We start from the raw sequence: 22,887 nt of genomic DNA, 5'->3' as shown, positions 1-22,887 counted from the left end.
TATGCTTTCAAACACCATTAGAAATAGAGTTTCAAAGGTAGCTTTTGCTTTTTGTATGGCTCTGTTTTTTATGGCCTTGTTTTTACTTTCTACTTTTTTTCTAACCTCAAAACGCCATATACCAAATACCCAAAAAGAACAATATTTTTCCGCTCTTAGAGGTAATATCATCACAAGTGATAATTTTACAGTAACTTCAAGTAGGCAAATTTATAGAGCAGAGATTGATCTAAGAAGTTTAAATCCTGATAAAAAAGAATTATTCTTAACACTTTTTCAAATTTATAGTGGCGCAAGTGATGAGCAAATGCAAGATATCAAAAAAAGAATGCTTACAAAGAAAAGAAGAAGTTATAATTTTATTTTACTCCAAGATATTAATTCAAAAGATGCAAGTTATTTAAAAGAATTAGCTAAAAAGCTTTATACTCAAGGTTTTTTTAAGTCTTTTACAAATAACAATGGCAGAGTTGAAACAAGAGGACTTGATATCATAGAACACAAAGAAGATCGCGTGTATATGCCAAAAGACTCACTTACTCCTATCATAGGCTACACAAGAACTTATATGGATGAAAAAAGCGAAATTTTTAAAAATGTCGGCATAAAAGGCTTAGAAAAATATTACAATGAATGCTTAAGCCCTTTACAAAATGCAAAAATTCAAGGTTTAAGAGATATAGGTGGCAATATTATCTTAAATTTACACTCTTATGAAAAGCGTAAAATAGATGGATGTAATTTATACTTAAATATTTCACTAAAACTCCAAAAAGGCTTAGAAAAGGCTATTGATAAAAGAAATGAAGATCTAAAAGCTAATGAAATTATAGTTGCAATTATGGAAAGTAAAAGTGGGAAAATTTTAGCCCTTGCTAGCTCAAGAAGATATGATCCGCAAAATCGTGGAAAAGATCTATCTGTGCTTAATGCAAGTGCGATAGAATATGGCTATGAAGCAGGTTCTGTTATAAAGCCTTTTATATTTACCACTGCTTTAATGCTTGATAAAATCAAAGTCAATGAAATCATCAACACCCAAGGTGGTCAATACAAGCTTGGTCGTTTTACTATACGCGATGACCATAAAAAAGATAAAATGAGCATGGAAGAAGTTATCACCTACTCTTCAAATGTCGGTATGATTAAAATCGCCCAAAGATTAAGCAATCTTGAAATCATCTCAGGGCTTAGAATTTTTCGTTTTGGAGAAAGAAGTGGTATTGATCTTCCTTATGAACAAAAAGGAGAAATACCAAATCCAAAAAGATTAAGAGAAGTAGAAAAATCTGTATTAAGCTATGGTTATGGTTTAAAAACAACTTTTATGCAACTTCTAGCTGCTTATAATGTATTTAATAATGATGGAATTTATATCACACCACAAATTGCAAATAAAATTTATCAAGATGGACGCTTAATAAAACTTGATGATGAAGTTAAAAAAGAAAAAATTCTCTCAAGTAAAGCTGCCAAAGAAATGCAACAAATTTTAATCAATGTTATAGAAAAAGGAACAGGTAAAAAAGCACAAACTCAAGGCATTATCATAGGTGGTAAAACAGGTACAGCTAGGATTGCTGAGAGAAAAGGCTATACTTCAAATCGCTACAATGCTTCATTTTTTGGCTTTGCAAATGATGAGAAAAACAATTATACCATAGGGGTTTTGGTGAGAAATCCTACCAAGGCTTATAGTTATTATGCTGCACAAAGTGCTTTACCTATGTTTAAAGATACAGTAAATCTTATGATAAAAGAAAGTTATTTAAAGCCTATAGAGAACAAAACGATAAAAACTAATCCAAACTAACTTTAAAATTTAGAGTTTTATTTGACTCTAAACTAAACAATTTAAAATAAACTCTATAAACTCATCACTATCATTAGGACAAGCAATAAGCTCATAATCACTTTTTGCTAAGTGTCTATATTCAGCTCCAAGCTCAAAAATCGTTTCAGAACAATCTATACAAAAAGATATAGGATAAATCAAAGCTTTTTGATCTAAATTTGCTAAAATATCACTTGTATTAGGTTCAAGCCATTTTACTGGACCTAGTTTTGATTGATATGATAAAATGATTTGATCAAATTTATTTTTAAGCTTTTCTTTCAAGATACCCACATGCTCTTGCACATGTTTTTCATACAAATCACCTTTTTTAATCACTGAAAGCGGTAAAGAATGGGCAGAAAAAATCAAAGTTTTATAATCACATTCTTTCTTTTTTTCTAAAATATGCTTTATAATCATTTCATTATAAAGCTCATCTTTATAAAAAACATCAATGATTTTTACATTAGCTTGATTTTGGACACTTCTTAGCTCATTTTGCACTACTTCTAAAGAACTAGTTACAGTGGTTTTAGAATGATGAGGGTATAAAGGAAATAAAATGATTTCATCATTTTTTTGAAAATCATATTTTGAAAAAACCTCATTTGCAAAGGGTGGCACATAAAGACTGATAAAATCAAAGCTATATTCTCTAGTTTTAGAATTTAATCTATCACATAAACTTTGTGTGATTTGGGTAAGCGGGGACTTCCCACCCATTTTTTCATAGTTTTGCTTCATAGCTTTTAATCTTGATTTTCTTATCATAAAGGCTACAAATTTTCTTAAAAAAACATTTTGTATCCCTAAAATATAAGGATCATTAAACATATTTTTTAAAAAAACTTCACATTCATCAAGTTTATTAACCCCGCCCATATTTAAAAAAAATACATATTTCACTATCAAACACCTTCTAAAATTTCTTGCACTCTCAAAGCATCTTCAATACTAGCTAAATTTTCACAAACTCCATTTTGCAAAAGCTCAAAAAAGTCTTCATGCTCAGCATATAAAGGAGAGTTTTCATATAAATTTGGAATTTTTTGCATATTGATAAAAAGTTTAAAATTTTTAAGATCAAGCTCATAAGTATGTTTTTTACCTAAAATTGTAATTTTTCTTATAATGCATTGTCCATTCCAGCTATCATGAATACTTGCTAAGATATTTTCTAATTTTAAGCTTATCATTACCTCATCTTCAAATTTATCATGATGGAAGCTTTTATAAATATTTGCTTTTAAAATTTGCTCTTGACTTAAAAATCTAACTAAGTCAATATCATGCACACTAAGATCACTTAAAACACCTACATCGTTTATTCTTTGCGGATAAGGCGAAATTCTTTGTATATTAATACTTATAATCTCATCTTCTAAAAGTTTTTCTTTAAAAGTTAAAATAGCAGGATTAAATCTCTCGCAAAAACCCACCCCTACTCTGACTTTGTTTTCTCTAGCTTTTTGCTCTAAGATTAAAATTTCATCAACATTTAACGCCAAAGGCTTTTCTATCAAAACATTTTTTATTTTAGGAAAAACCTTTAAAGCTATATCTAAATGCGTATGAGTAGGCGTGGCAATGATAACACCATCAAGATTTTGTGCTAAAAAATCATCAAAATTTTTATGAAAAAAGTGTTTAAATTCATCTTTGCAAAAAGGATCATAAAGATGAATTTCTTTTACTTTTAAATTACGCTCAAGTTCTCTTAAATGGTTTTTACCCATTTTACCAAGGCCTATAAGCCCTATTTTCATTTAAAAGCCTCAATCACTCTAGCTTGGTGCTCTTCTTTTAAAAATGCACTCATAGGTAAGGATAAAATTTCATCACTTAATAGCTCCGTATTTGGTAAATCACCTTTTTTATGAGCAAGATAATCGAAAGCTTCTTGCAAATGAAGCCCCAAAGGATAATGCACCGCAGTAGGTATACCTTGCTCTTGTAATTTTTGCATGAATTTTTCTCTATTCTTTACACGCACGCTATATTGAGCCTGGGCACTCACAAAATCATCTTTTCTTGGCGGTAAAATACAATTTTTTAAATTTTCATCATAAACTTTTGCTATTACTTCTCTTTTTTTAATCTCTTCATCTAAGTATTTTAATTTCACATTTAAAATAGCTGCTTGGATGGTATCAAGCCTTCCATTAATACCGATGTATTTATGCTTATATCTTTGCACTTGTCCATGATTTAAATAAATTTTTATTTTTTGTGCTAATTCATCATCTTGGGTAAAGATCGCTCCACCATCTCCATAAGCACCTAAAGGCTTAGACGGGAAAAAGCTTGTGCAAGATATATCAGCTATAGCACATGATTTTATGCCTTTTTGACTAGCTCCAAAACTTTGCGCACTATCTTCTATCAAAGCAATATTTTGACTTTTACAAAGCTCTTTTAGAGCAAACATATCAGGCATAAGCCCAAAAATACTCACAGCAATTACAGCTTTAGTTTTAGGCGTGATAGCACTTTGAACTTTTTCTAAACTAAGATTATAATCTTTAAAATCAATATCTACAAAAACAGGCTTAGCGCCGATTAGAGCAACCATTTCAGCTGTAGCTATAAAGGTAAAACTTGGCACTATTACCTCATCATCTCTACCCACGCCCAAAGCCATCAAGGCTAAAAATAATGCACTTGTGCCACTTGAACAACCTATTGCGTGTTTAATACCTACATATTTAGCTAAATTATTTTCAAATTCTTCTAATTTTGCACCACCTATAAAAGAAGTGCTTTGTAAAATTTCACTAATAGCCTCATCGATTTCATTTTTATAAGCATTATATTGAGCATTTAAGTCTATAAAAGGAATTTTCATTGTATTACCTTAGTAAATTTAAAATCATGATTATAAGATAGTTTTACTTAATTTAAAGTATTTTTGGTATTATTTTAAGCAAAAAACTAGCTAGGAAAATCTATGGATATAAGAAAAGAATATTTAGAATTTTTTAAGTCAAAAGGACACGAAATCACTCCTTCAAGCCCTTTAGTGCCTGATGATGCAACTTTACTTTTTACTAATGCAGGTATGGTGCCTTTTAAAAGTATATTTACCGGAGAAGTACCACGTCCTAATCCTCCGCGTAAAACAAGTTGTCAAACTTGTATAAGAGCTGGTGGAAAACATAATGACTTAGACAATGTAGGCTACACAGCAAGACATCATACTTTCTTTGAAATGCTTGGAAATTTTAGTTTTGGAGATTATTTTAAAGAACAAGCCATTGCTTATGCTTGGGAGTTTGTAACTGAAGTTTTAAAACTACCTAAAGAAAGACTATATGTAACTGTACATGAGAGCGATGATGAAGCATATGAACTCTGGCAAAAACATATAGAAAAAGAAAGAATTTATAAATTTGGCGATAAAGATAATTTCTGGCAAATGGGCGATACTGGACCATGCGGGCCTTGTAGTGAAATTTTTTATGATCAAGGTGCTGAGCATTTTAATTCTAGTGAAGATTATATGGGTGGTGATGGAGATAGGTTCTTAGAAATTTGGAACCTCGTTTTCATGCAGTATGAAAGAAGTGCTGATGGCACACTTACTCCATTGCCAAAACCTAGTATTGATACAGGCATGGGACTTGAAAGAGTTAGTGCTATAAAAGAAGGAAAATTTAGCAATTTTGATAGTTCTTTGTTTATGCCTATTATTGAGAGTATTGCTAAACTTTGCGGTAAAACTTATACCTATGAAAGTGGAGCTAGCTATAGAGTAATCGCCGATCATATTAGATCAAGTGTATTTTTACTTGCTCAAGGAGTTGGCTTTGATAAAGAAGGCAGGGGCTATGTTTTAAGAAGAATTATGCGTCGTGCCTTAAGACATGGATATTTGTTAGGTCTTAAAAGAGCTTTTATGTATGAGCTTGTAGATGTAGTTTGTGAGTTAATGGGTGGGCATTATACTTACTTAAATGAAAAAAAAGAATTTATTAAAGAACAAATCAAACTAGAAGAAGAAAGATTTTTAAGCACTATTGAAAATGGTATAGAAATTTTTAATGAAGAACTTAAAAAAACTAAAGATATTTTTAGCGGTGAAGTAGCTTTTAAACTTTATGATACTTATGGTTTTCCGCTTGATTTAACCCAAGATATGCTAAGAGAAAAAAATCTTAGTATAGATGAGGCTAAATTCAATGAGCTTATGCAAGAACAAAAAGATAGAGCCAAAGCTTCTTGGAAAGGAAGTGGAGATAAAGCAATTAGCGGAGACTTTAAAGTTTTATTAGAAAAATTTGGCAAAAATACTTTTAGTGGCTATGAAAATTATGAAGAAAAAACTAAAATCATGGCTATTTTGGATGAGAATTTTAAAATCATAACCGAAGCTAAGGCAGGAGATATAGCATGGTTAATGCTTGAAAAAACTCCATTTTACGCAACAAGTGGAGGGCAAAGCGCTGATATAGGTTTTATCAATGAAAATGAGGTTTTAGATACACAAAAATTCTTTGATATTAATCTTAGTCAAGTGAAATTAAAACAAGATCTTAAAACAAATGATGAAGTGTTAGCTTGCATAGATACTAAAAAAAGAGAACAAATCGCAAGACATCATAGTGCAACACATTTATTACACCATGCTTTAAGAGAAATTCTTGGCTCACACATTAGCCAAGCAGGCTCTTTGGTAGAGCATAATAAATTAAGATTTGATTTTACTCATCCAAAAGCCCTAAACAAAGAAGAATTAAAGCAAATAGAAGCTTTAGTAAATACTTACATCATGCAAGCAAATGAAGCTAAAATTGAAATTTTAGCTTTAGATGAAGCTAAAAAAAGTGGTGCCATAGCTTTATTTAGTGAAAAATATCAAGAAAAAGTAAGAGTTTTAACCCTAGGAGCTAGTAAAGAACTTTGCGGTGGTACTCATGTGAAAAATAGCTCTGAAATAGGAAGTTTTTATATCATCAAAGAAAGCGGAGTTAGTGCTGGAGTTAGAAGAATAGAAGCAGTAGTAAGCAAAGCTGCACTTGATTATGTTAATGAAAATTTAAAAGAACTAAACCAAGTTAAAGAAGAGTTAAAAACTCATGATATTTTAAGCTATGTAGCAAAATTAAAAAATGAAATAGCTAGTTTAAAAAATGAATTAAAAAATTCAAACAAAGCAGAATTAAACTCTAAAGAACTAAATGGCATTCAATATTGCGTGCAAAAAATAGATAGTGGCGATATAAAAACCATGATAGATGAATTTAAAAATAAATTTAACAAAGCTGTAATTTTACTTTTACAAGAAAAAGAAGGTAAGATTATCATAGCAGCAGGTGTTAAAGACGCTTCATTGAAAGCTGGTGTTTTGGTAAAAGAAATTGCGCAAATGCTTGGTGGAAACGGTGGCGGTAGAGATGATTTTGCAACAGCTGGTGGTAAAGATACAAGCAAAATAGAACAAGCGCTTGATCATGCTAAGAAAATCATAGAAGAAAGTCTTGCTTAATGCTTTATTTAGCTTCAAGTTCGCCTTCGCGCGTTGCTTTATTAAAAGAAGCAAATATCGCTTTTGAACAAATTATTATCGATTATGATGAGAGCTTGGTAAAAAAAGATAATCCAAACTCTTATGTGCAAAAAATTGTTTTAGAAAAAGAAAGGCAGTTTTTTGCAAAATATCCTGATTTAAAAAATGTTTTATTTGCTGATAGTATAGTTTGTGCTCAAAATATCATTCTTACTAAAGCTAAAAGCGATAATGAGGCTTTTAATATGCTCAATTTGCAAAGTGGCAAAAGCATTAGCGTTTTAAGTGCGATGATTTTAGTTTTAGAAGATAAAAAGATTTTTAATCTTAGCAAGTGTGATTTGATTTTGGATAAATTTGATTTAAAAGATATGCAAGAATACGTTGAGTCAAAACTTTATCAAGGCAAAGCCGGAGCTGTGATGTGCGAGGGATTTCATAAAAAATACATTAAAAAAATCATAGGCCATCAAAGTACAGCACTAGGGCTTAATATAGAACTTTTGAAAGCATTTTTATGATAAAAATTTTAAAAATATTTCTTTCTTTTTGTGTAGTGTGTGCGGTTGGAATTTTTATATTTATTGCTTATTTGTTTTCTGATTCTGATTTAAATCAATACACCTTTAAAGATTACAAACCGCCTCTTACAACACAAATTTTTGATAAAAATGGAAAATTAGTTGCAAATGTTTTTGAGCAACACCGCTTTTACGCTCCTTATGAAGAACTTCCACCAAGACTTATAGAAGCTTTGGTAGCCATTGAAGATACTAGCTTTTTTGAACATGGTGGGGTTAATATAGATGCGATTTTTAGAGCAGCTATTAAAATCATAAGAAGTGGTGGAAAAACCATGGAAGGAGCTTCCACTCTTACGCAACAATTCATAAAAAACACAGAATTAACCCCTGAGCGCACTTTGAGTAGAAAGCTAAAAGAAGCCTTGCTTGCATATAAAATAGAAAGTACTTTAACTAAAGAGCAAATTTTAGAAAGATATTTAAATTTCATATTCTTTGGACATGGATATTATGGAGTAAAAACTGCTGCGCTTGGGTATTTTAGAAAAAATTTAGATGAGCTTAGTTTGAAAGAAATTGCCATTTTAGTAGGTATGCCAAAGGCTCCAAGTACTTATGATCCTACTAGACATTTAGATCTTTCTTTAGCTAGAGCAAATAGCGTAGTACAAAGAATGTATAATCTTGGTTGGATTTCTAAAGGAGAGTATGAAAATGCCTTAAAAGAAATTCCAAAAGTATATGATGATACTTTAACACAAAATGCAGCTCCTTATGTTACTCAAGAAGTTTTAAAACAGCTAAGCGGAATTAAAGACTTAAAAAGTGGCGGTTATAAAATAGAGCTTGCTATAGATCTTGATGTGCAAAATATTGCAAGAGAAGCTTTAAAATTTGGCTATGATGAAATAGTTAAAAGAGACAAAGATGCCAATTTAAGTACACTTAATGGAGCTATGATAGTAGCAAATCACCAAAATGGAGACATATTAGCCTTAGTAGGTGGGGTAAATTATACAAAAAGTAATTTTAACCGTGCTACTCAAAGTTTAAGACAGCCTGGAAGTTCTTTTAAACCTTTTTTATACCAAATTGCCATTGATATGGGCTATTCTCCTATGAGTAAGGTTGCTGATATTTCAAGAATTTTTGAAAGTACCAAAGAAGATGAGAAAGACTGGAAACCTAAAAATTACGGTGGAAAATTTCTAGGGCTTATAAGCTTAAAAGAAGCATTAACTGGATCAAGAAACCTAGCTACCATAAATTTAGCTCTTGCCCTAGGACTTGATGTGATCCATGATAAACTTCAATTTATGGGCTTTGAGAATATACCGGTTGATTTATCTATAGTTTTGGGTAGCTTTGGAATTTCTATTTATGACTATGCTAAACTTTATACAGTATTTGGAAACTATGGCGTGCAAAAAGATTTAATACTCATTAAAAGAGTAATTGATAAAAATGGCAAAATAGTAGTAGAATTTAATTCAGGAGAAAGAAAAATCAGCGAACCTGAACAAGCCTTTTTAGTCAATGATATGATGCAAAATGTTGTTAAAAAAGGTACTGGACGTAATGCTAGAGTAGAAGGGATTGAAATAGCTGGAAAAACAGGTACTTCAAATAAAAGCGTAGATGCGTGGTTTTGTGGCTTGACTCCTGAAATAGAAGCTATCATTTGGTATGGTAATGATGATAATAAACCTATGAAACAAATCGAAGGTGGTGCAAGAACCGCTGCTCCGGTTTTTAAAGAATTTTTAACAAAATACTTAGAACTTTATCCTGATAGTGCTAGAAAATTTATCATTCCAAAAGGAGTTTATCAAGGAATTTATGAAAAGCAAAGAGAATATTATACCAATACTTCTCCATTTCCAAAAAACAACCCTGCTCTATCTGAAAACAATGAGATAATTTTTTAAAAATATTTTTTTATATAATAAAAATTATCCTTTTATTTTCCTTTATATGTTTTAATATCACAAAACTTATAAAGGAAAATTATGAATATCACAAACGAACAATTATATAAAAAAAGACGCCATTTTTTAAAACTAGGTGCTGGAGCTTTAGTTAGTTCAGCCTTAGTTCAATCTGAATTGATGGCATTAAATTTCTTTCCTGATCCTAATAATGAAAAATTAAAACTTAGCGATGAAAAAATTGCGACTAATTATGTAAATTTTTATGAATTTTCTACTGATAAAAAAAGAGCCGTAGAGCTTGCGAAAAATTTTAACACAAACGGCTGGAAAATAGAAGTTAGCGGGGAAGTTGAAGAGCCTTTGACTTTAACCATGCAAGATTTATTAGCCTTTCCTTTAGAAGAGAGAATTTATAGATTTCGTTGTGTTGAAACTTGGTCTATGGTAGTGCCTTGGGTTGGTTTTGAATTGCGTGCTTTAATAGAAAAATGCAAAGTCAAAAGTGAGGCTAAATTTATAAAATTTACCACTCTTTTTGATAAAAATCAATTTGCCGATCAAGCTTCATTTTTCCCAACTCTTGATTATCCTTATGTAGAGGGTTTAAGATTAGATGAGGCTATGCATCCACTAACGCTTATGGCTGTGGGTATGTATAAAAAGCCTTTATTAGGACAAAATGGAGCGCCGATTCGTCTTGTAGTTCCATGGAAGTATGGCTTTAAAAGCATAAAATCTATTGTAAAAATAGAATTTACCAAAGAACAACCTAAAACTACATGGGAGCTAGCAAACCCTAGAGAATATGGATTTTATGCCAATGTTAATCCAAATGTTTCTCATCCAAGATGGTCTCAAGCAAATGAGCGTCCCTTGGGAGATTTTTTCACCAAGCCTACACAAATGTTTAATGGCTATGAAAAAGAAGTAGCACATTTGTATAAAGATATGGATTTAAAGGTTAATTTTTAATGAGCAAAAAAGTTTATAATATCGGTGGATTTTTAGCCTTTGCTTTAAGTATTATTTTTAGTATTTATCAAATCATGCAAGAATTTGATATTGTAAAATCTGTATATTTTTATAGTGGTATATTCGGCTTAATCTTTTTTGGATTGAGCCTGTTTTTTTCACTTTTAAAGTATAAACACACAAAAGATTACCCTAAATTTTTAGGTTTTTATGCATTTTTTTGGGCTTTGATTCACTTTTTTAATTATTTTGCTTTTGGAAAAAATTTAGATTTAATACTTTTTTTCAAAGATACTTTTAGTAAAAATTTAGAATTTAGTGGTTTTGTAAGCTTTTTTATACTCACATTTATGTTTATAAGCTCATTTAAGCTTTTTAAAAAAATGAGTAAAATAAGAAAACTTGGATATTTTTGCTTTTTGCTAGTAGCTTGGCATTATTTTTTATCTGCAAAAATACCACAAATTCCACATTTTTTAGCTTTAAGTCTAGCCTTGATTTTTCTACTTATTAAACTATATAAAAATTATAAAAAGAGAAAAAAAGTAACTTTTTTATAAAAATTTGTATTCAAATGAAACACTTTTAAGAGTAAATATATAAATATATTCTTAAAATAAGACTTGATATATCTTATTTTAAGGACAATCATGCAAAGAAGAGATTTTTTAAATGGAATGGCTTTAACTATACTTGCAGGAATGACTCCTTTGCAAGTATTATATGGTAAAGAAGCCAAAATCGAAGATTTTACCAAAGAATACTATCCTCCAAAATGGCTTGGACTAAGGGGTAGCAATAATGCAAGTTATGAATTTGCACATATGCTAAGAGATGGTGAAAAATTTGACTTTAGCGCTATCAAACCTAAACAAGAATATGATTTGGTTGTAGTTGGAGCTGGAATTAGTGGTTTAGCAGCTGCCTGTTTTTATCAAAACAAATTTGGAAAAGATAAAAAAATTCTTATCCTTGATAATCATGATGATTTTGGTGGACATGCTAGAAGAAATGAAATAGATTTAGAAGATGGTACTATTTTAAGTTATGGTGGTAGCGAAACATTTCAATCACCAAAGGCGTTATATTCTAAAGAAGTAGTAGATTTATTATCATCTTTGGGTGTGGATATTGATGAGCTTGCTAAACGTTTTGATGTAAATTTTTATCCTGATTTAAATCTTAGCAGGGGTGTGTATTTTTCTAAGGCTGAATTTGGAGTAGATAAGGTCGTAAGTGGCAACCCTAGAAAAGTAATTTGTGATGATATTCCTGAGGGAAGACATAATGGCAGAAGTGTTGAAGCTTTTATAGGTGATTTTCCTCTTAATGAAAAAGATAAAAAAGATTTAATTGCTTTATTTAAAAGCGAAAAAGACTATTTAAAAGGCTTGACAAAAGAGCAAAGAGATGAGTATGTAGCAAAAACAAGCTATAAAAAATTCTTAGAAGAAAAAGTTAAGCTTTCACCACAAGCTGTAAAATTCTTTGAAGGTATGACAGATGACTTTTTGGCTTTGGGTATTGATGCTGTTTCTTGTGAAGATGCTAGAGCTTCATTTTTACCTGGTTTTGACAAGCTTGGTCTTGATCCAATCGAAGGAGAAGCATTAGCTGAAATGGAAGAACCATACATCCACCACTGCGCTGATGGTAATGCTACTGTTGCTAGATTAATGGTTAGAAGATTAATTCCTGATGTATCTAAAAAAGGCAAAGATATGGATGAAGTTACTCTAGCTCATTTTGATTATTCTAAACTTGATCTTGCTAAAAACAAAGTGCGTTTAAGATTAAACAGCACTGTTATAAATGTAGAAAACACAAAAGATGGAGCTTTAGTGACTTATGTTAATAAAGGCAAAAACTACAGAGTAAAAGCTAAAAAAGTTGTAATGGCAAATTATAATAGTATGATTCCATACATAGTACCAAGTATGCCACAAGATCAAAAAGATGCTTTGAGTAAAAATGTAAAAACATCACTTTTACACACAAATGTTATTATAAGTAACTGGGAACCATTTATAAAACTTGGAGTACATGAAATTTATTCACCAAAAATGCCTTATGCTAGAACCAAGCTTGATTATCCTGTGGATATGGGAGGATACCATCACCCAAGAGATCCTAAAAAGCCTATTTGTGTTCATATGGTATGCTCGCCTTTAGTATTTGCTTCTATGCAAGGAATCGACCTTGAAGGAATGGATGCAAGAGATAGAGCTAGAGTGGGTAGAAATTTATTATTCACTATGAGTTTTGAAGAACATGAAAAAATCGTTCGCGATCAACTTCAAGGCATGTTAGGCTCGGCTGGATTTGACCATGAAAAAGACATTAAGGCTATAGTTGTAAATCGTTGGGGACACTGTTATTCATATACAGAAAACAGTCTGTTTGATGATAGCGAAGAAGCACAAAAAACTATAGAGCTTGCAAGAAAACCTTTTGGAAATATCGTTATAGCAAATTCAGATGCTGATTGGGATGCTTATATGCACGCAGCAATTGATCAAGCATATCGTGCTGTTAATGAACTATAAAATCAAACTCCTTTTAGGAGTTTGATGAATTAACTCTTATAAATATTGCTTAAAAAAATATCTAGCGTAATCTTAAAGAATTTAGTACAACTGTTACCGAACTAAAACACATTGCCAAAGCTGCCAAATGCGGACTAAGACTTATAAATGGCACAAAACCTGCCGCAATAGGAATGCACAAAGCATTGTAAATAAAAGCCCAAAAAAGATTAAGTTTGATGATATTTTTAGTTTTTTGAGAAAGCTCAAAACAATAAGTTATTAATGATAAATCATCTTTTATTAAAATCAAATCTCCGCTTTTTTTAGCAAGCTCACTTGCTTTGGAAAAACTTATACTTGCACTAGCTAAATTTAAAGCAGGGGCATCATTAATACCATCTCCTATAAAAAGCACTTTTTCTTTTTTGATTTTTTCTTTTATAAAATCAAGCTTTTGCTCAGGTTTTAAATCAAAATGAAATTCATTGACATTTAATTCATTTGCCGTTTTAGTAACACTTTTTTCATTATCACCACTTAAAATAATACTTTTTATACCTTTTTGTTTTAAATTTGCTATCAAGTCTTTAGCTTCGTTTTTAAGTTCATTTTTTAAACAAACCCCGCCAAGACAAATTTTATTTTTTGCAAAATACAAGCATATAGGCGCTTGATCTTCAAATTCTTGCAAAAATTGTTTGCTTTTTTGTATATCAACACCATTTTCAAGCATTAATTTCTCATTGCCTATTAAATATTTATCTTCATTTTCTTCATAAAGCAAACCACTGCCCACTAAAACACTTAATTTTCCTTGTAAATTTAAATTTATATTTAATTTTTTAGCAAAAGCTTTTGCGATTGGGTGTGAGCTTAAATTTTCAATTTGGGTGAGTTTTTGAAAATCTTCTTGAGTAAGATTATGCTTATAAACACTTAATTCATCTTGACTTAAAGTGCCTGTTTTATCAAAAATAGCAAGTTTTATACTGGATAAATTCTCTAATACCGCTGGATTTTTCACTAAGATAAAATTTCTTGCTCCATTTGCCAAAGCACTAACTATGGCTATAGGGGTTGCTAAGCCCAAAGCGCAAGGACAAGAGATTAAAAGCGTAGCGCAAGCATGTAAAAACGCTGCATTAATTCCTTCTTTAAAATACCAAAAAACAAACACAAAAAGCGATAAAACAATAATACAAGCTACAAAATAAGCTGAAATTTTATTAGCTAAATTTGCTAAAGGTGTTTTGATATTGCCTGCTTTAAAAACAAGATCTTTAATTTGTTCTAATGAGCTTTCAATCGCCTTTTTACTAGCTTTAATCTTTAAGCTTCCATTAATCAACACACTTCCTGCTAGAATTTCATCATTTTGCTTTTTCAAAAGTGGTAAAAATTCTCCTGTTAAAAAACTCACATCAACCTCAGCTTCACCTGCTATAATCACCCCATCAGCAACAACGCTTTCACCCTCTTTTACTAAAATCACATCATTTTCTTTTACAAAAGCACTGGGTATGCTTTTTATACTTCCATCTTCTAAGATTATATTAGCTTTTTTAATATCTATGTTTTTTAATTTGTTTTGATATTCTAAGGATTTAAATTTGGCCTTTTCTTCTAAGTATTTACCTAATAAAACAAAGCTTATAATCATCGCTCCACCACTAAAATACAAATAACCATCTTTACTAAATACCTCAAAATACACAAAAAAAGAATATACAAAAGAAGTAAAAGCGCCTAAGGATATCAAGGTATTCATATCTAAATTTTTATGCCTTAATCCTTTAAGAGCGTGGATAAAAAAACTTTTTCCACAATAAAAAATCGCTATCACAGATAAAAACATTTGAATTAAAGCAGAAACATTTCCTTGAACAAACATTTCAAAATACATCACAATGGAGCTTAAAAATACACTCATGATAAGCTTTGTTTTCATATTTTTAAGCTCTTTGAGTTTAAACTCGTATAAATTTTGCTCTTCTTGCAATATCTCAAAACCCAAAGCTTTGATTTTTTCTTTGATTTTTTCTTCCAAAGATAAATCTTTGAGCAAAAACACTCCACTAGAATTGACATAAGAAACACTTACATCTTCTACTCCATCAATTTTTGCACAAACTTTTTCTATAGCATTAGAGCAATTAACACAAGTCATATTGCCTATTTTTAATTTTAACTCATGCTTCATCTATCTCAAAACCTAAATCTTGCAATTGTTTTTTGAACTCTTCAACTTGCTCTGCTTTTAAATCAATCTCAATGCTTTTTGTTTCAACATTTATTTGCATAGTACCAAATTCATCTTCTAATGAAGCCTTGATTAAATTGACACAACTTTGACAATTAATATTTTTAGTTTTTATAATCATTTATTCTCCTTTTTCTCTGTATTCATATTTATGAGAGTGAAAAATTTTATTTTTTATAAATTTAAAGCCCATTTTTTCATAAAGCATTTTTGCATTTATATTTTCATCTTCTACGATTAATGAAAGCTTTTTACCATTTTTCAAAGCTTCATTGAAAGCGCATTCGATCAATTTCTTAGCAATACCTTTCCCTCTTGCTTTTTCATCCACACAAATACTATCTAAATAAAATTCATCTTCGCATTCTTTTAAAACTTTTTCATTGATTTCTAAAAATTCTAAATGATCATTTAAAGGCTTATCTAGCTCATCCGCCAAAGCCCCATCATAAAAACAAATCGCACCTAAAATTTCCCTATCTTCTTCATAAACATATATATTTTCATAGCTTAAACGATTATTTTCTTGAGTGAAGAAATTTTCTAAAACCTCTATGGCTTTTTTATGATCATTATAACCACTAAGTTTATATATAAAATGATCCATTGCCAAAGCAAGCAATTGTATGCATTTTTTAACATCATCTTTCCTAGCTTTTCTAATCACTCTTTTACTCCTTTAAAATCAAATTTAGACTTCTTAGTTTATACTTTTAACTTTAAAACAATATAAGAAAGAGAGAATTTATGGGAAGAGCGTTTGAATATCGCAGAGCCTCTAAAGAAGCAAGATGGGATAAAATGAGCAAACTTTTTCCAAAACTTGCAAAGGCTATACAAGTAGCAGCAAAAGAAGGCGGAGCTGATCCTGATATGAATCCAAAGCTTCGTAGTGCCATAGCTACTGCAAAAGCTAATAATATGCCAAAAGACAATATCGATGCAGCTATTAAAAGAGCAAGTGGAAAAGATAGTGCTGATATTAAAAATATCCACTATGAAGGAAAAGCAGCGCATGGAGCTTTAATCATCGTTGAATGTATGAGTGATAATCCTACACGCACAGTAGCAAATGTAAAAGCTATTTTTAGTAAAAATGGTGGAGAAATTTTACAAAATGGCTCTTTAACTTTTATGTTTTCACACAAGGCTGTTTTTCATCTTGAAAAATATGATGGAGATTTAGAAGAACTTGAGCTTGAACTCATTGATGCAGGACTTGAAGAACTTGAGCAAAATGAAGAGGAGTTACTAATTATAGGTGATTACACTGCTTTTGGTGAGCTTAGCAATGCTATAGAAAAAAAAGGTTTAGTGCTTAAAAAAGCAGGACTTGAATACCTTGCTAACAATCCTGTAAGTTTTAGTGAAGAACAACTTCTTGATATTGAAAAATTGCTTGATAAATTAGAAGATGATGATGATGTACAAGCAGTTTATACCAACATAGAATAGGAGCAAAAAATGCTTAAAAAAATCGACACAAAAGATGCAAAAAAATACAATTTTGCTATCATTAGTACCGAAAAAGGCGATATGAAATTAGAATTATTTCCCGATGAAGCACCGCAAACTGTGTGTAATTTTGCCAATTTAGCTAATGATGGTTTTTATGATGAGCTTGTTTTTCACCGTGTGATTCCAAATTTTGTGATACAAGGTGGTTGTCCTTATGGTATAGGTTCAGGTGGTCCTGGCTATGAGATAGAATGTGAATGTGACGATCAAAAACACAAGCACTTAAGAGGTAGTTTATCTATGGCTCATGCTGGTAGAGATACAGGTGGATCGCAATTTTTTATCTGCCATAGCCCACAACCTCATTTAGATGGAGTACATACTATCTTTGGACAAATCAATCCTGAAGATAAAGAAAGTTTGGAAGTACTAGATAGCATTAGAGCAGGAGATAAAATCAAAACTATCCAAATTTTAGAAAAACTTTAATTTTACATCTCCTTAAAATTGTGCTATGATTTTTTAAGGAGATTAACTATGCATTTTATTTTTATTTGTATTCATCTTATTTGTGCTGTATTTTTTATAGCTTATGTATTTTTTGATGTATGTGTTTATCACTTTGCTTATAAATACCAAAGTAAAGAAGATTGCGATAAAATCAAAAAAGCCTATACTAAATCAAGTATTATTATCTTTGCTAGTATTTTTATCTTACTTTTACTAAGTGGATTTTATCTTTTAAGTTTTTATGAAATTAACTCTTTTTGGGATTTTTTTGCAAGTAATTTTGGCATATTTTTATTTATCAAACTTTTATTATTAATAACAATGCTAGTTTTGACTTTTTACTCTTTATTTTTTATAAAAGTTTTAAAAAGAAAAGACCCTTTAAAATCTCACTTGATTGCATTGATTTTATGTATTTTAATAGTCATTTGCGCAAAAGCGATGCTATATTTTTAAAACATTAAAACTAAACTTATATCATTAGCTTAAAAAATAAAGGTTATTTATGCTTGGTGATATTATAGATTTTTTACTCACTCTTGCAAAAGATTGGGGTTATTGGGGGATTATTTTTCTCATGTTTGTAGAAAGTTCCTTTTTTCCTTTTCCTAGCGAAGTAGTGATGATACCTGCTGGATATTTAGCTCATCAAAACGAGCTTAACTTTTGGCTATGTCTATTTTGTGGGACTTTTGGAGCTCTTTTGGGGGCTTTGCTTAATTATTATTTATGTTATTTTTTAGGGCGGGAGGTTCTTTTAAAAATATGCAAATATTTTGGAGTTAATGAAGCAAAATTTGCTCAATTTGAAGCTTTTTTTAACAAACATGGTGAAATATCAACCTTTAGTAGTAGATTAATCCCTGGTTTACGTCAATACATTTCTTTACCTGCTGGACTTGCAAGAATGAATTTGAAAAAGTTTATATTTTATACTAGTTTGGGGGCTGGAATTTGGTGTTTAATCTTGCTTATATTAGGTTATATTTTAGGTAAAAATGAAGATTTAATCAAAGAGTATTTGCATTTTGTTATTGTAGCTTGTATTGTTTTTGCCATTATGATTGTAGCTATTTATATCTATATCCAAAAAAGAAAAAAACACTTTAAAAATTTCTAATTTTAAACACCTAGTTTAATTAGCTAGGTGTTTTATAATTTTCTTTGATTTAATATATATTTTTCTAAAAACCTTTAAATTTATATGATTTTATATTTGATTTTTGATAAAATCTTATAAAAACTATTTCAAAGAAAAATGTTATGCAAAAACCATCAATTCAAAATTTAACGGATTTTTTAATCGAATACATTAGTGTTTTTTTAAGCGCTGGAACTTACACAGCAAGAGTGGCAAAGTGCGTTGGAAGGATAGCTAATGCATATGGTTATGAGATTAACATGAATTTTTTCTTTCATCATACCACACTAAATATTTTTGACAAAAGTGATAATTCCATACAAAGAACCTATATCATACCCAATAAACACAATCATATTAACTTTAAACTTATATTAGCACTTAGCGCATTAAGCTGGCAAATTCATGATCATAAATACAACCTAGAAGAAGCTAAATTTTCTCTTTTAAAACTCAAACAAAGCACAAAAAATCCTTTTTTAGCGAATTTGTTTTTAGTATCAGTGGCAAACTCAGCATTTTGCAAGCTATTTGGAGGAGATTTTTATGGCTGTTTATTTGTGTTTTTAGCTACTTTAGTGGGTTTTAGCCTGAGAGTTTTACTTACTAGAATAAAAATTGATTTAAGAATTCAATACATTATTTGTTCTTTTTTATCCTCTTTTATTGTATTTTTTGGAGTGGATTTAAAACTCGTGCAAGAAGCTAATGTTGCTTTGGGTTCTAGTATATTGTATTTAATTCCTGGGGTTTATTTTATAAACTCCGTTATAGACATTTTAAAAGATCATATACTCATGGGACTTAGTCGTATTATAAGCGTGGCGATATTAGTATGTTGCATTGCCATTGGAATTTATACTACTCTTGGTATTAATGATTTTGGGATTTTAAGATGATTGATTATTCTTCTATACTTTGGGATATGTTTTTTGCAGCTTTAACAGGTTTTGGCTTTGCTTATGTGTGTAATCCGCCCTTTAAAACACTCATACTTTCAGCCATATTAGCTGCTATAGCTCATGGTATGCGCTTTACTTTGATGGGATATTTTGGTTTTCAAACCTTGGCTATTGCAACCTTTATAGCTTCTTTTAGTATAGGCTGTCTTGGTTTATTTTTAGCTAAGATTTTTAAAACACCTGCTGAAATCATAGCTTTTCCCGCTCTCATTCCTATGATACCTGGAATTTATGCATATAAAGCCATATTGTATTTGATTTCTTTTATACGCTCAGAAGATATTAGCGAAAAGACTAATTTCTTGATTCAATTTTTCGATCATTTTTTTACAACACTTTCAGTAACACTAGCCTTAGCAGTAGGAGTAAGCGTGACTTTACTTTTGTTTTTTGAGCAAAGCTTTATGATGACAAGAAGTATTAAAAAAAGTAAAAATCACGATCAAAATCAATCGTGATTCATTTTATTTTTTGCTTCTATTCCCATGAGCGCAAAAGCTGTTTTAATACTCAAAGCACATACAGCAAAAAGTTTTAAAAGCTCATCCTCATTATCTGAGCCAACAACTTTATTTTCATTATAAAATTTATGAAATAAAGAAGCTAAATTTTTCAAATAATCAGGAATTTTTTGTAAGGATCTTGACTCAAATGCATCATTAAGTACTGCTTTTAAATTTAAACTTTCAAATAAAAGATTCATACCATCTTCATTTAAACTCTCAAATTTAGCATGCATAACATCATTTGCACTTTTACCTGCTTTAGCAAATACTTGATGAATTCTTGCATGAGCATAATTAATATAATACACAGGATTAGAATTATCTTCTTTTTTAAACTCATCTACATCAAACTCTAAATGTGTATCACATTTTTTACTAATAAAAATGTATCTTAACACATCACTACCAAGCTCTTCTAAAACATCACCCATTAAGATGAAATTTCCTGCTCTTTTACTCATTTTATAAGGTTCGCCATTTTTTAAGAGTGAAACCATTTGCGCTAAAATAATTTCAAGATTTTGACTATCATGGCCTAAAAATTCCATAGCAGCTTTCATTCTAGCTATATAGCCATGATGATCAGCTCCCCATATATTAATACACTTATCATAACCACGGCTCATTTTGTCTTTATGATAAACTATATCAGCAGCTAGATAAGTTCCCTTTCCATCATCTTTAATAATCACACGATCTTTTTCATCGCCTTTAGCACTTGATGCAAGCCATATTTTACCATCTTGCTCATAAGTACCACCATGCTCTTTTAAAGCTTTTAAAGTATTTTCTAATTCATTATAATAGCTTGTTTCACTCACATAAGCATCAATAAATATCTTAGCATCAGCTAAATTTTGCTTGATAATTTTAAGCATTTTATCTTTAGCCCAAAGTGCTAATTGCGGAATGTTTTCTTCTACAAAGAAATCTTTTTCAAATTCAGCAAAAGCCTCTTTTGCTACATCTACGATATATTCACCTTTATAATACTCATCAGGATATTGAACTTGCTCTTTTAAACAATGCTCTTTCACTGCAAGTAATATAGAAAGACCTAAAAGATAAATTTGATTACCCGCATCATTGACATAATACTCTGTATCAAATTTATATCCTAAATGCCTAGCAACCCTAGTTAAAGTATCGCCAAAAATAGCTCCTCTAGCATGTCCTATGTGTAAAGGCCCTGTTGGATTTGCACTCACATACTCAAGTAAAAAACTCTGCTCTTTTTTATCATCTTTTGCAAAATTTTCACTATCACTCAAAGCTTGCGTAGCTAAAGAATTTAAAAAAGCTTTTGAAAGTTTAAAATTTACATAACCATTTAAAGCCTCTACACTTTCAAAACAATCACAATCTTTTAATTTAGCAACAATATCATTGGCAATTATCATAGGGTTTTGCTTTAATTCTTTAGCTAAAGAAAAAGCCAAAGGTGTTGCAAAGTGAGCTAGATTTTTATTCTTAGGATTTTCTAAGATAAAATCTCTTCCTAGTTTTTCTTTAATTTCTTTATAAACTAAAGTTTTCAATGTATTGCCTTAAGCTTTTTTTACTTCTTCGTTATTTTCTTTTACAAGAACATCTTTTTCATTGATTTTTTCAATTTTTTGTGCATCTTCTTGAACGATTTTTTTATCATCTTCTGTGTTCATTTCATCTTTAAAAGTTTTAATACCTTTTCCTAAGCCTTTAGCAAGCTCTGGAATTTTTTTTGCACCAAAAAGTAACACTACAATAAGTAATATAATCAGCCATTGAGTTCCGCTTGGCATATGCATTTTATTCTCCTTTATTCCATTGAATTTGAATTTGTTTTAAATCATGTTTTGTACTTTTTAATTTTGAAGCTTCAAAAACTGCTTCTAACTCCCTATAGCTTTTTTCAAGATCATCATTTATGATTAAAAAATCATATCGATCCAAATAAGCCATTTCATCGCTAGCATTTTCTAATCTTTTGCTAATATCTTCTATTTTATCAGTATTTCGCTTAAGCAATCTTTTTTCAAGTTCTTTTTTATTTTTGGTTGTAATAAAAACAGAAGTAATATATTCAGGCATTTTTTCTTTAGCTATACAAAAACCTTGCACATCAATATCAAAAACAACACTTTTACCCTCTTGCAATGCTTTTTTTACAGGGATTAACGAAGTGCCATAATAATTTTTATGCACCAAAGCCCATTCTAAAAAATCGCCTTTTTCTATGCCTTGTTTAAATTCTTCTTCGCTGATAAAAAAATAATCTACTCCATTTTTTTCATTTTCTCTAGGAGCTCTTGTTGTACTTGAAATAGAAAAATAAATATTATCTTTTTCTTTAAAAAGCCTTTGAAGCAAGGTACTCTTCCCTGCTCCACTTGGTCCTGAGATGATTAAAATTTGACCACTCAATGTTTATCCTCATCAAAGCTTATATTAATGTTTATATTCATTTTCATACCTTTTAAGGCTGCTTTTAAAGTATCATCAGTAATACTTGAAGTAATAGTTTGAGCTATGCTTTTACTAAGCTCATTTACCATTTCATCTTCTTGTAAATTTTCTACTTTTTCTTCAGTATTTATCTTGCTCTCTTCTTTCTTTTCTACAATAGCTGGAGTAAGCTCTTCACCTAAAGCTAACATAATATCATTTTCATTTAAATTTGCAAACTCATCTTGTGTATCATCTAAAATTGCGCCCATATTTTCCTCTATATTTTCCTCTATATTTTCCTCTATATTTTCCTCTATATTTTCCT

At 30.3% G+C, this 22,887-nt stretch carries 22 protein-coding genes and 1 pseudogene; 13 read left to right on the top strand and 10 right to left on the bottom strand.

Annotated elements, in window-relative coordinates; genetic code table 11:
• Position 1 precedes the first annotated feature (1 nt).
• Positions 2-1,813 (top strand): peptidoglycan D,D-transpeptidase FtsI family protein, encoded by a 1,812-nt coding sequence (locus L8V82_RS00115; RefSeq protein WP_263723586.1) that lies wholly within the window; start codon positions 2-4, stop codon positions 1,811-1,813.
• Positions 1,814-1,840: 27 nt separating this feature from the next.
• On the opposite strand, the gene hemH is transcribed toward L8V82_RS00115, so the two are convergent.
• Genes hemH through L8V82_RS00100 form a run of 3 tightly spaced genes read right to left on the bottom strand, consistent with a single transcriptional unit; the run spans position 1,841 to position 4,676 of the window.
• The gene (gene hemH, locus L8V82_RS00110; protein ID WP_263678802.1) at positions 1,841-2,743 is read right to left on the bottom strand and encodes a ferrochelatase; all 903 of its coding nucleotides are present in this window, start codon (positions 2,741-2,743) and stop codon (positions 1,841-1,843) included.
• Between the two features lie 2 nt (positions 2,744-2,745).
• Positions 2,746-3,603: a Gfo/Idh/MocA family protein gene (locus tag L8V82_RS00105; protein WP_263678803.1), complete on the bottom strand. Its 858-nt coding sequence runs from the start codon at positions 3,601-3,603 to the stop codon at positions 2,746-2,748.
• A complete protein-coding gene (locus L8V82_RS00100; RefSeq protein WP_263678821.1) occupies positions 3,600-4,676 on the bottom strand; it encodes a DegT/DnrJ/EryC1/StrS family aminotransferase in 1,077 nt (358 codons plus the stop codon). The genes L8V82_RS00105 and L8V82_RS00100 overlap by 4 nt, the downstream gene beginning before the upstream one ends.
• Positions 4,677-4,784: 108 nt before the next feature.
• Here L8V82_RS00100 and alaS point away from each other — a divergent pair, with 108 nt between their 5' ends.
• The 6 genes from alaS to L8V82_RS00070 all read left to right on the top strand — a co-directional run bounded on the left by alaS (position 4,785) and on the right by L8V82_RS00070 (position 13,316).
• Complete coding sequence (gene alaS / locus L8V82_RS00095) at positions 4,785-7,322, top strand: alanine--tRNA ligase (RefSeq protein ID WP_263723585.1); 2,538 nt, start codon at positions 4,785-4,787, stop codon at positions 7,320-7,322.
• On the top strand, positions 7,322-7,864 hold the full coding sequence (gene maf / locus L8V82_RS00090; RefSeq protein ID WP_263682070.1) for a septum formation inhibitor Maf: 543 nt from the start codon (positions 7,322-7,324) through the stop codon (positions 7,862-7,864). The genes alaS and maf overlap by 1 nt, the downstream gene beginning before the upstream one ends.
• Complete coding sequence (locus L8V82_RS00085; protein WP_263723800.1) at positions 7,864-9,795, top strand: PBP1A family penicillin-binding protein; 1,932 nt, start codon at positions 7,864-7,866, stop codon at positions 9,793-9,795. The genes maf and L8V82_RS00085 overlap by 1 nt, the downstream gene beginning before the upstream one ends.
• Before the next feature lie 81 nt (positions 9,796-9,876).
• Positions 9,877-10,770 carry a protein-methionine-sulfoxide reductase catalytic subunit MsrP gene (gene msrP / locus L8V82_RS00080; RefSeq protein ID WP_257396805.1) on the top strand — a complete coding sequence of 298 codons (894 nt, stop codon included), beginning with the start codon at positions 9,877-9,879 and terminating at the stop codon, positions 10,768-10,770.
• Positions 10,770-11,330 carry a sulfite oxidase heme-binding subunit YedZ gene (locus tag L8V82_RS00075; RefSeq protein WP_263723584.1) on the top strand — a complete coding sequence of 187 codons (561 nt, stop codon included), beginning with the start codon at positions 10,770-10,772 and terminating at the stop codon, positions 11,328-11,330. Before msrP ends, L8V82_RS00075 begins: the two co-directional genes overlap by 1 nt.
• Before the next feature lie 90 nt (positions 11,331-11,420).
• The gene (locus tag L8V82_RS00070; protein ID WP_263723583.1) at positions 11,421-13,316 is read left to right on the top strand and encodes an NAD(P)/FAD-dependent oxidoreductase; all 1,896 of its coding nucleotides are present in this window, start codon (positions 11,421-11,423) and stop codon (positions 13,314-13,316) included.
• A 61-nt stretch (positions 13,317-13,377) separates the two neighbouring features.
• Here L8V82_RS00070 and L8V82_RS00065 read toward each other — a convergent pair whose 3' ends face one another.
• From L8V82_RS00065 to L8V82_RS00055, 3 genes are read right to left on the bottom strand one after another with little or no spacing between them, the layout of a single operon-like run.
• A complete protein-coding gene (locus L8V82_RS00065) occupies positions 13,378-15,498 on the bottom strand; it encodes a heavy metal translocating P-type ATPase (RefSeq protein ID WP_263723582.1) in 2,121 nt (706 codons plus the stop codon).
• On the bottom strand, positions 15,488-15,679 hold the full coding sequence (locus tag L8V82_RS00060) for a heavy-metal-associated domain-containing protein (RefSeq protein WP_263663078.1): 192 nt from the start codon (positions 15,677-15,679) through the stop codon (positions 15,488-15,490). The genes L8V82_RS00065 and L8V82_RS00060 overlap by 11 nt, the downstream gene beginning before the upstream one ends.
• Positions 15,680-16,225 (bottom strand): GNAT family N-acetyltransferase, encoded by a 546-nt coding sequence (locus tag L8V82_RS00055; RefSeq protein WP_263723581.1) that lies wholly within the window; start codon positions 16,223-16,225, stop codon positions 15,680-15,682. It abuts the gene before it with no gap.
• Between the two features lie 80 nt (positions 16,226-16,305).
• Here L8V82_RS00055 and L8V82_RS00050 point away from each other — a divergent pair, with 80 nt between their 5' ends.
• From L8V82_RS00050 to L8V82_RS00025, 6 genes are all read left to right on the top strand, one after another.
• Positions 16,306-17,013: a YebC/PmpR family DNA-binding transcriptional regulator gene (locus L8V82_RS00050; RefSeq protein WP_039618745.1), complete on the top strand. Its 708-nt coding sequence runs from the start codon at positions 16,306-16,308 to the stop codon at positions 17,011-17,013.
• 9 nt (positions 17,014-17,022) lie between these two features.
• Positions 17,023-17,505, top strand: coding sequence for a peptidylprolyl isomerase (locus L8V82_RS00045; protein WP_263677775.1), 483 nt, complete (start codon positions 17,023-17,025; stop codon positions 17,503-17,505).
• 48 nt (positions 17,506-17,553) lie between these two features.
• Positions 17,554-17,982 (top strand): trehalose-6-phosphate synthase, encoded by a 429-nt coding sequence (locus L8V82_RS00040; protein ID WP_263723580.1) that lies wholly within the window; start codon positions 17,554-17,556, stop codon positions 17,980-17,982.
• Between the two features lie 49 nt (positions 17,983-18,031).
• Positions 18,032-18,646 carry a DedA family protein gene (locus L8V82_RS00035; RefSeq protein WP_263723579.1) on the top strand — a complete coding sequence of 205 codons (615 nt, stop codon included), beginning with the start codon at positions 18,032-18,034 and terminating at the stop codon, positions 18,644-18,646.
• Positions 18,647-18,789: 143 nt separating this feature from the next.
• Complete coding sequence (locus tag L8V82_RS00030; protein ID WP_263723578.1) at positions 18,790-19,566, top strand: threonine/serine exporter family protein; 777 nt, start codon at positions 18,790-18,792, stop codon at positions 19,564-19,566.
• On the top strand, positions 19,563-20,087 hold the full coding sequence (locus L8V82_RS00025; RefSeq protein WP_012661791.1) for a threonine/serine exporter family protein: 525 nt from the start codon (positions 19,563-19,565) through the stop codon (positions 20,085-20,087). The genes L8V82_RS00030 and L8V82_RS00025 overlap by 4 nt, the downstream gene beginning before the upstream one ends.
• On the opposite strand, the gene argS is transcribed toward L8V82_RS00025, so the two are convergent.
• The 4 genes and pseudogenes from argS to L8V82_RS00005 all read right to left on the bottom strand — a co-directional run.
• The gene (gene argS / locus L8V82_RS00020) at positions 20,078-21,673 is read right to left on the bottom strand and encodes an arginine--tRNA ligase (RefSeq protein WP_263723577.1); all 1,596 of its coding nucleotides are present in this window, start codon (positions 21,671-21,673) and stop codon (positions 20,078-20,080) included. The two genes, L8V82_RS00025 and argS, sit on opposite strands and share 10 nt — an antisense overlap.
• Positions 21,674-21,682: 9 nt before the next feature.
• Positions 21,683-21,922: a twin-arginine translocase TatA/TatE family subunit gene (locus L8V82_RS00015; protein ID WP_039618758.1), complete on the bottom strand. Its 240-nt coding sequence runs from the start codon at positions 21,920-21,922 to the stop codon at positions 21,683-21,685.
• A 1-nt stretch (position 21,923) separates the two neighbouring features.
• Positions 21,924-22,538, bottom strand: coding sequence for a deoxyguanylate kinase / guanylate kinase (locus tag L8V82_RS00010; RefSeq protein WP_039628617.1), 615 nt, complete (start codon positions 22,536-22,538; stop codon positions 21,924-21,926).
• Positions 22,535-22,887: pseudogene (locus L8V82_RS00005) on the bottom strand (hypothetical protein); the annotation flags it as partial. The pseudogene L8V82_RS00005 and the gene L8V82_RS00010, both read right to left, overlap by 4 nt.

The organism is Campylobacter sp. IFREMER_LSEM_CL2151 (genome assembly GCF_025771725.1).
Classification (GTDB): domain Bacteria; phylum Campylobacterota; class Campylobacteria; order Campylobacterales; family Campylobacteraceae; genus Campylobacter_D; species Campylobacter_D lari_C.
Note: the sequence above shows the minus strand (reverse complement) of the source record. Positions and strands in the feature narration are given on the sequence as shown.

Bases quoted from the DNA above. Each gene is read 5' to 3' on its own strand.
- L8V82_RS00070 (WP_263723583.1), top strand. From the start codon at position 11,421: ATGCAAAGAAGAGATTTTTTAAATGGAATGGCTTTAACTATACTTGCA.
- L8V82_RS00060 (WP_263663078.1), bottom strand. From the start codon at position 15,679: ATGATTATAAAAACTAAAAATATTAATTGTCAAAGTTGTGTCAATTTA.
- L8V82_RS00015 (WP_039618758.1), bottom strand. From the start codon at position 21,922: ATGCATATGCCAAGCGGAACTCAATGGCTGATTATATTACTTATTGTA.
- L8V82_RS00035 (WP_263723579.1), top strand. From the start codon at position 18,032: ATGCTTGGTGATATTATAGATTTTTTACTCACTCTTGCAAAAGATTGG.
- maf (WP_263682070.1), top strand. From the start codon at position 7,322: ATGCTTTATTTAGCTTCAAGTTCGCCTTCGCGCGTTGCTTTATTAAAA.
- L8V82_RS00050 (WP_039618745.1), top strand. From the start codon at position 16,306: ATGGGAAGAGCGTTTGAATATCGCAGAGCCTCTAAAGAAGCAAGATGG.
- L8V82_RS00105 (WP_263678803.1), bottom strand. From the start codon at position 3,603: ATGAAAATAGGGCTTATAGGCCTTGGTAAAATGGGTAAAAACCATTTA.
- L8V82_RS00065 (WP_263723582.1), bottom strand. From the start codon at position 15,498: ATGAAGCATGAGTTAAAATTAAAAATAGGCAATATGACTTGTGTTAAT.
- msrP (WP_257396805.1), top strand. From the start codon at position 9,877: ATGAATATCACAAACGAACAATTATATAAAAAAAGACGCCATTTTTTA.
- L8V82_RS00075 (WP_263723584.1), top strand. From the start codon at position 10,770: ATGAGCAAAAAAGTTTATAATATCGGTGGATTTTTAGCCTTTGCTTTA.
- alaS (WP_263723585.1), top strand. From the start codon at position 4,785: ATGGATATAAGAAAAGAATATTTAGAATTTTTTAAGTCAAAAGGACAC.
- L8V82_RS00045 (WP_263677775.1), top strand. From the start codon at position 17,023: ATGCTTAAAAAAATCGACACAAAAGATGCAAAAAAATACAATTTTGCT.
- L8V82_RS00030 (WP_263723578.1), top strand. From the start codon at position 18,790: ATGCAAAAACCATCAATTCAAAATTTAACGGATTTTTTAATCGAATAC.
- L8V82_RS00040 (WP_263723580.1), top strand. From the start codon at position 17,554: ATGCATTTTATTTTTATTTGTATTCATCTTATTTGTGCTGTATTTTTT.
- L8V82_RS00025 (WP_012661791.1), top strand. From the start codon at position 19,563: ATGATTGATTATTCTTCTATACTTTGGGATATGTTTTTTGCAGCTTTA.
- L8V82_RS00115 (WP_263723586.1), top strand. From the start codon at position 2: ATGCTTTCAAACACCATTAGAAATAGAGTTTCAAAGGTAGCTTTTGCT.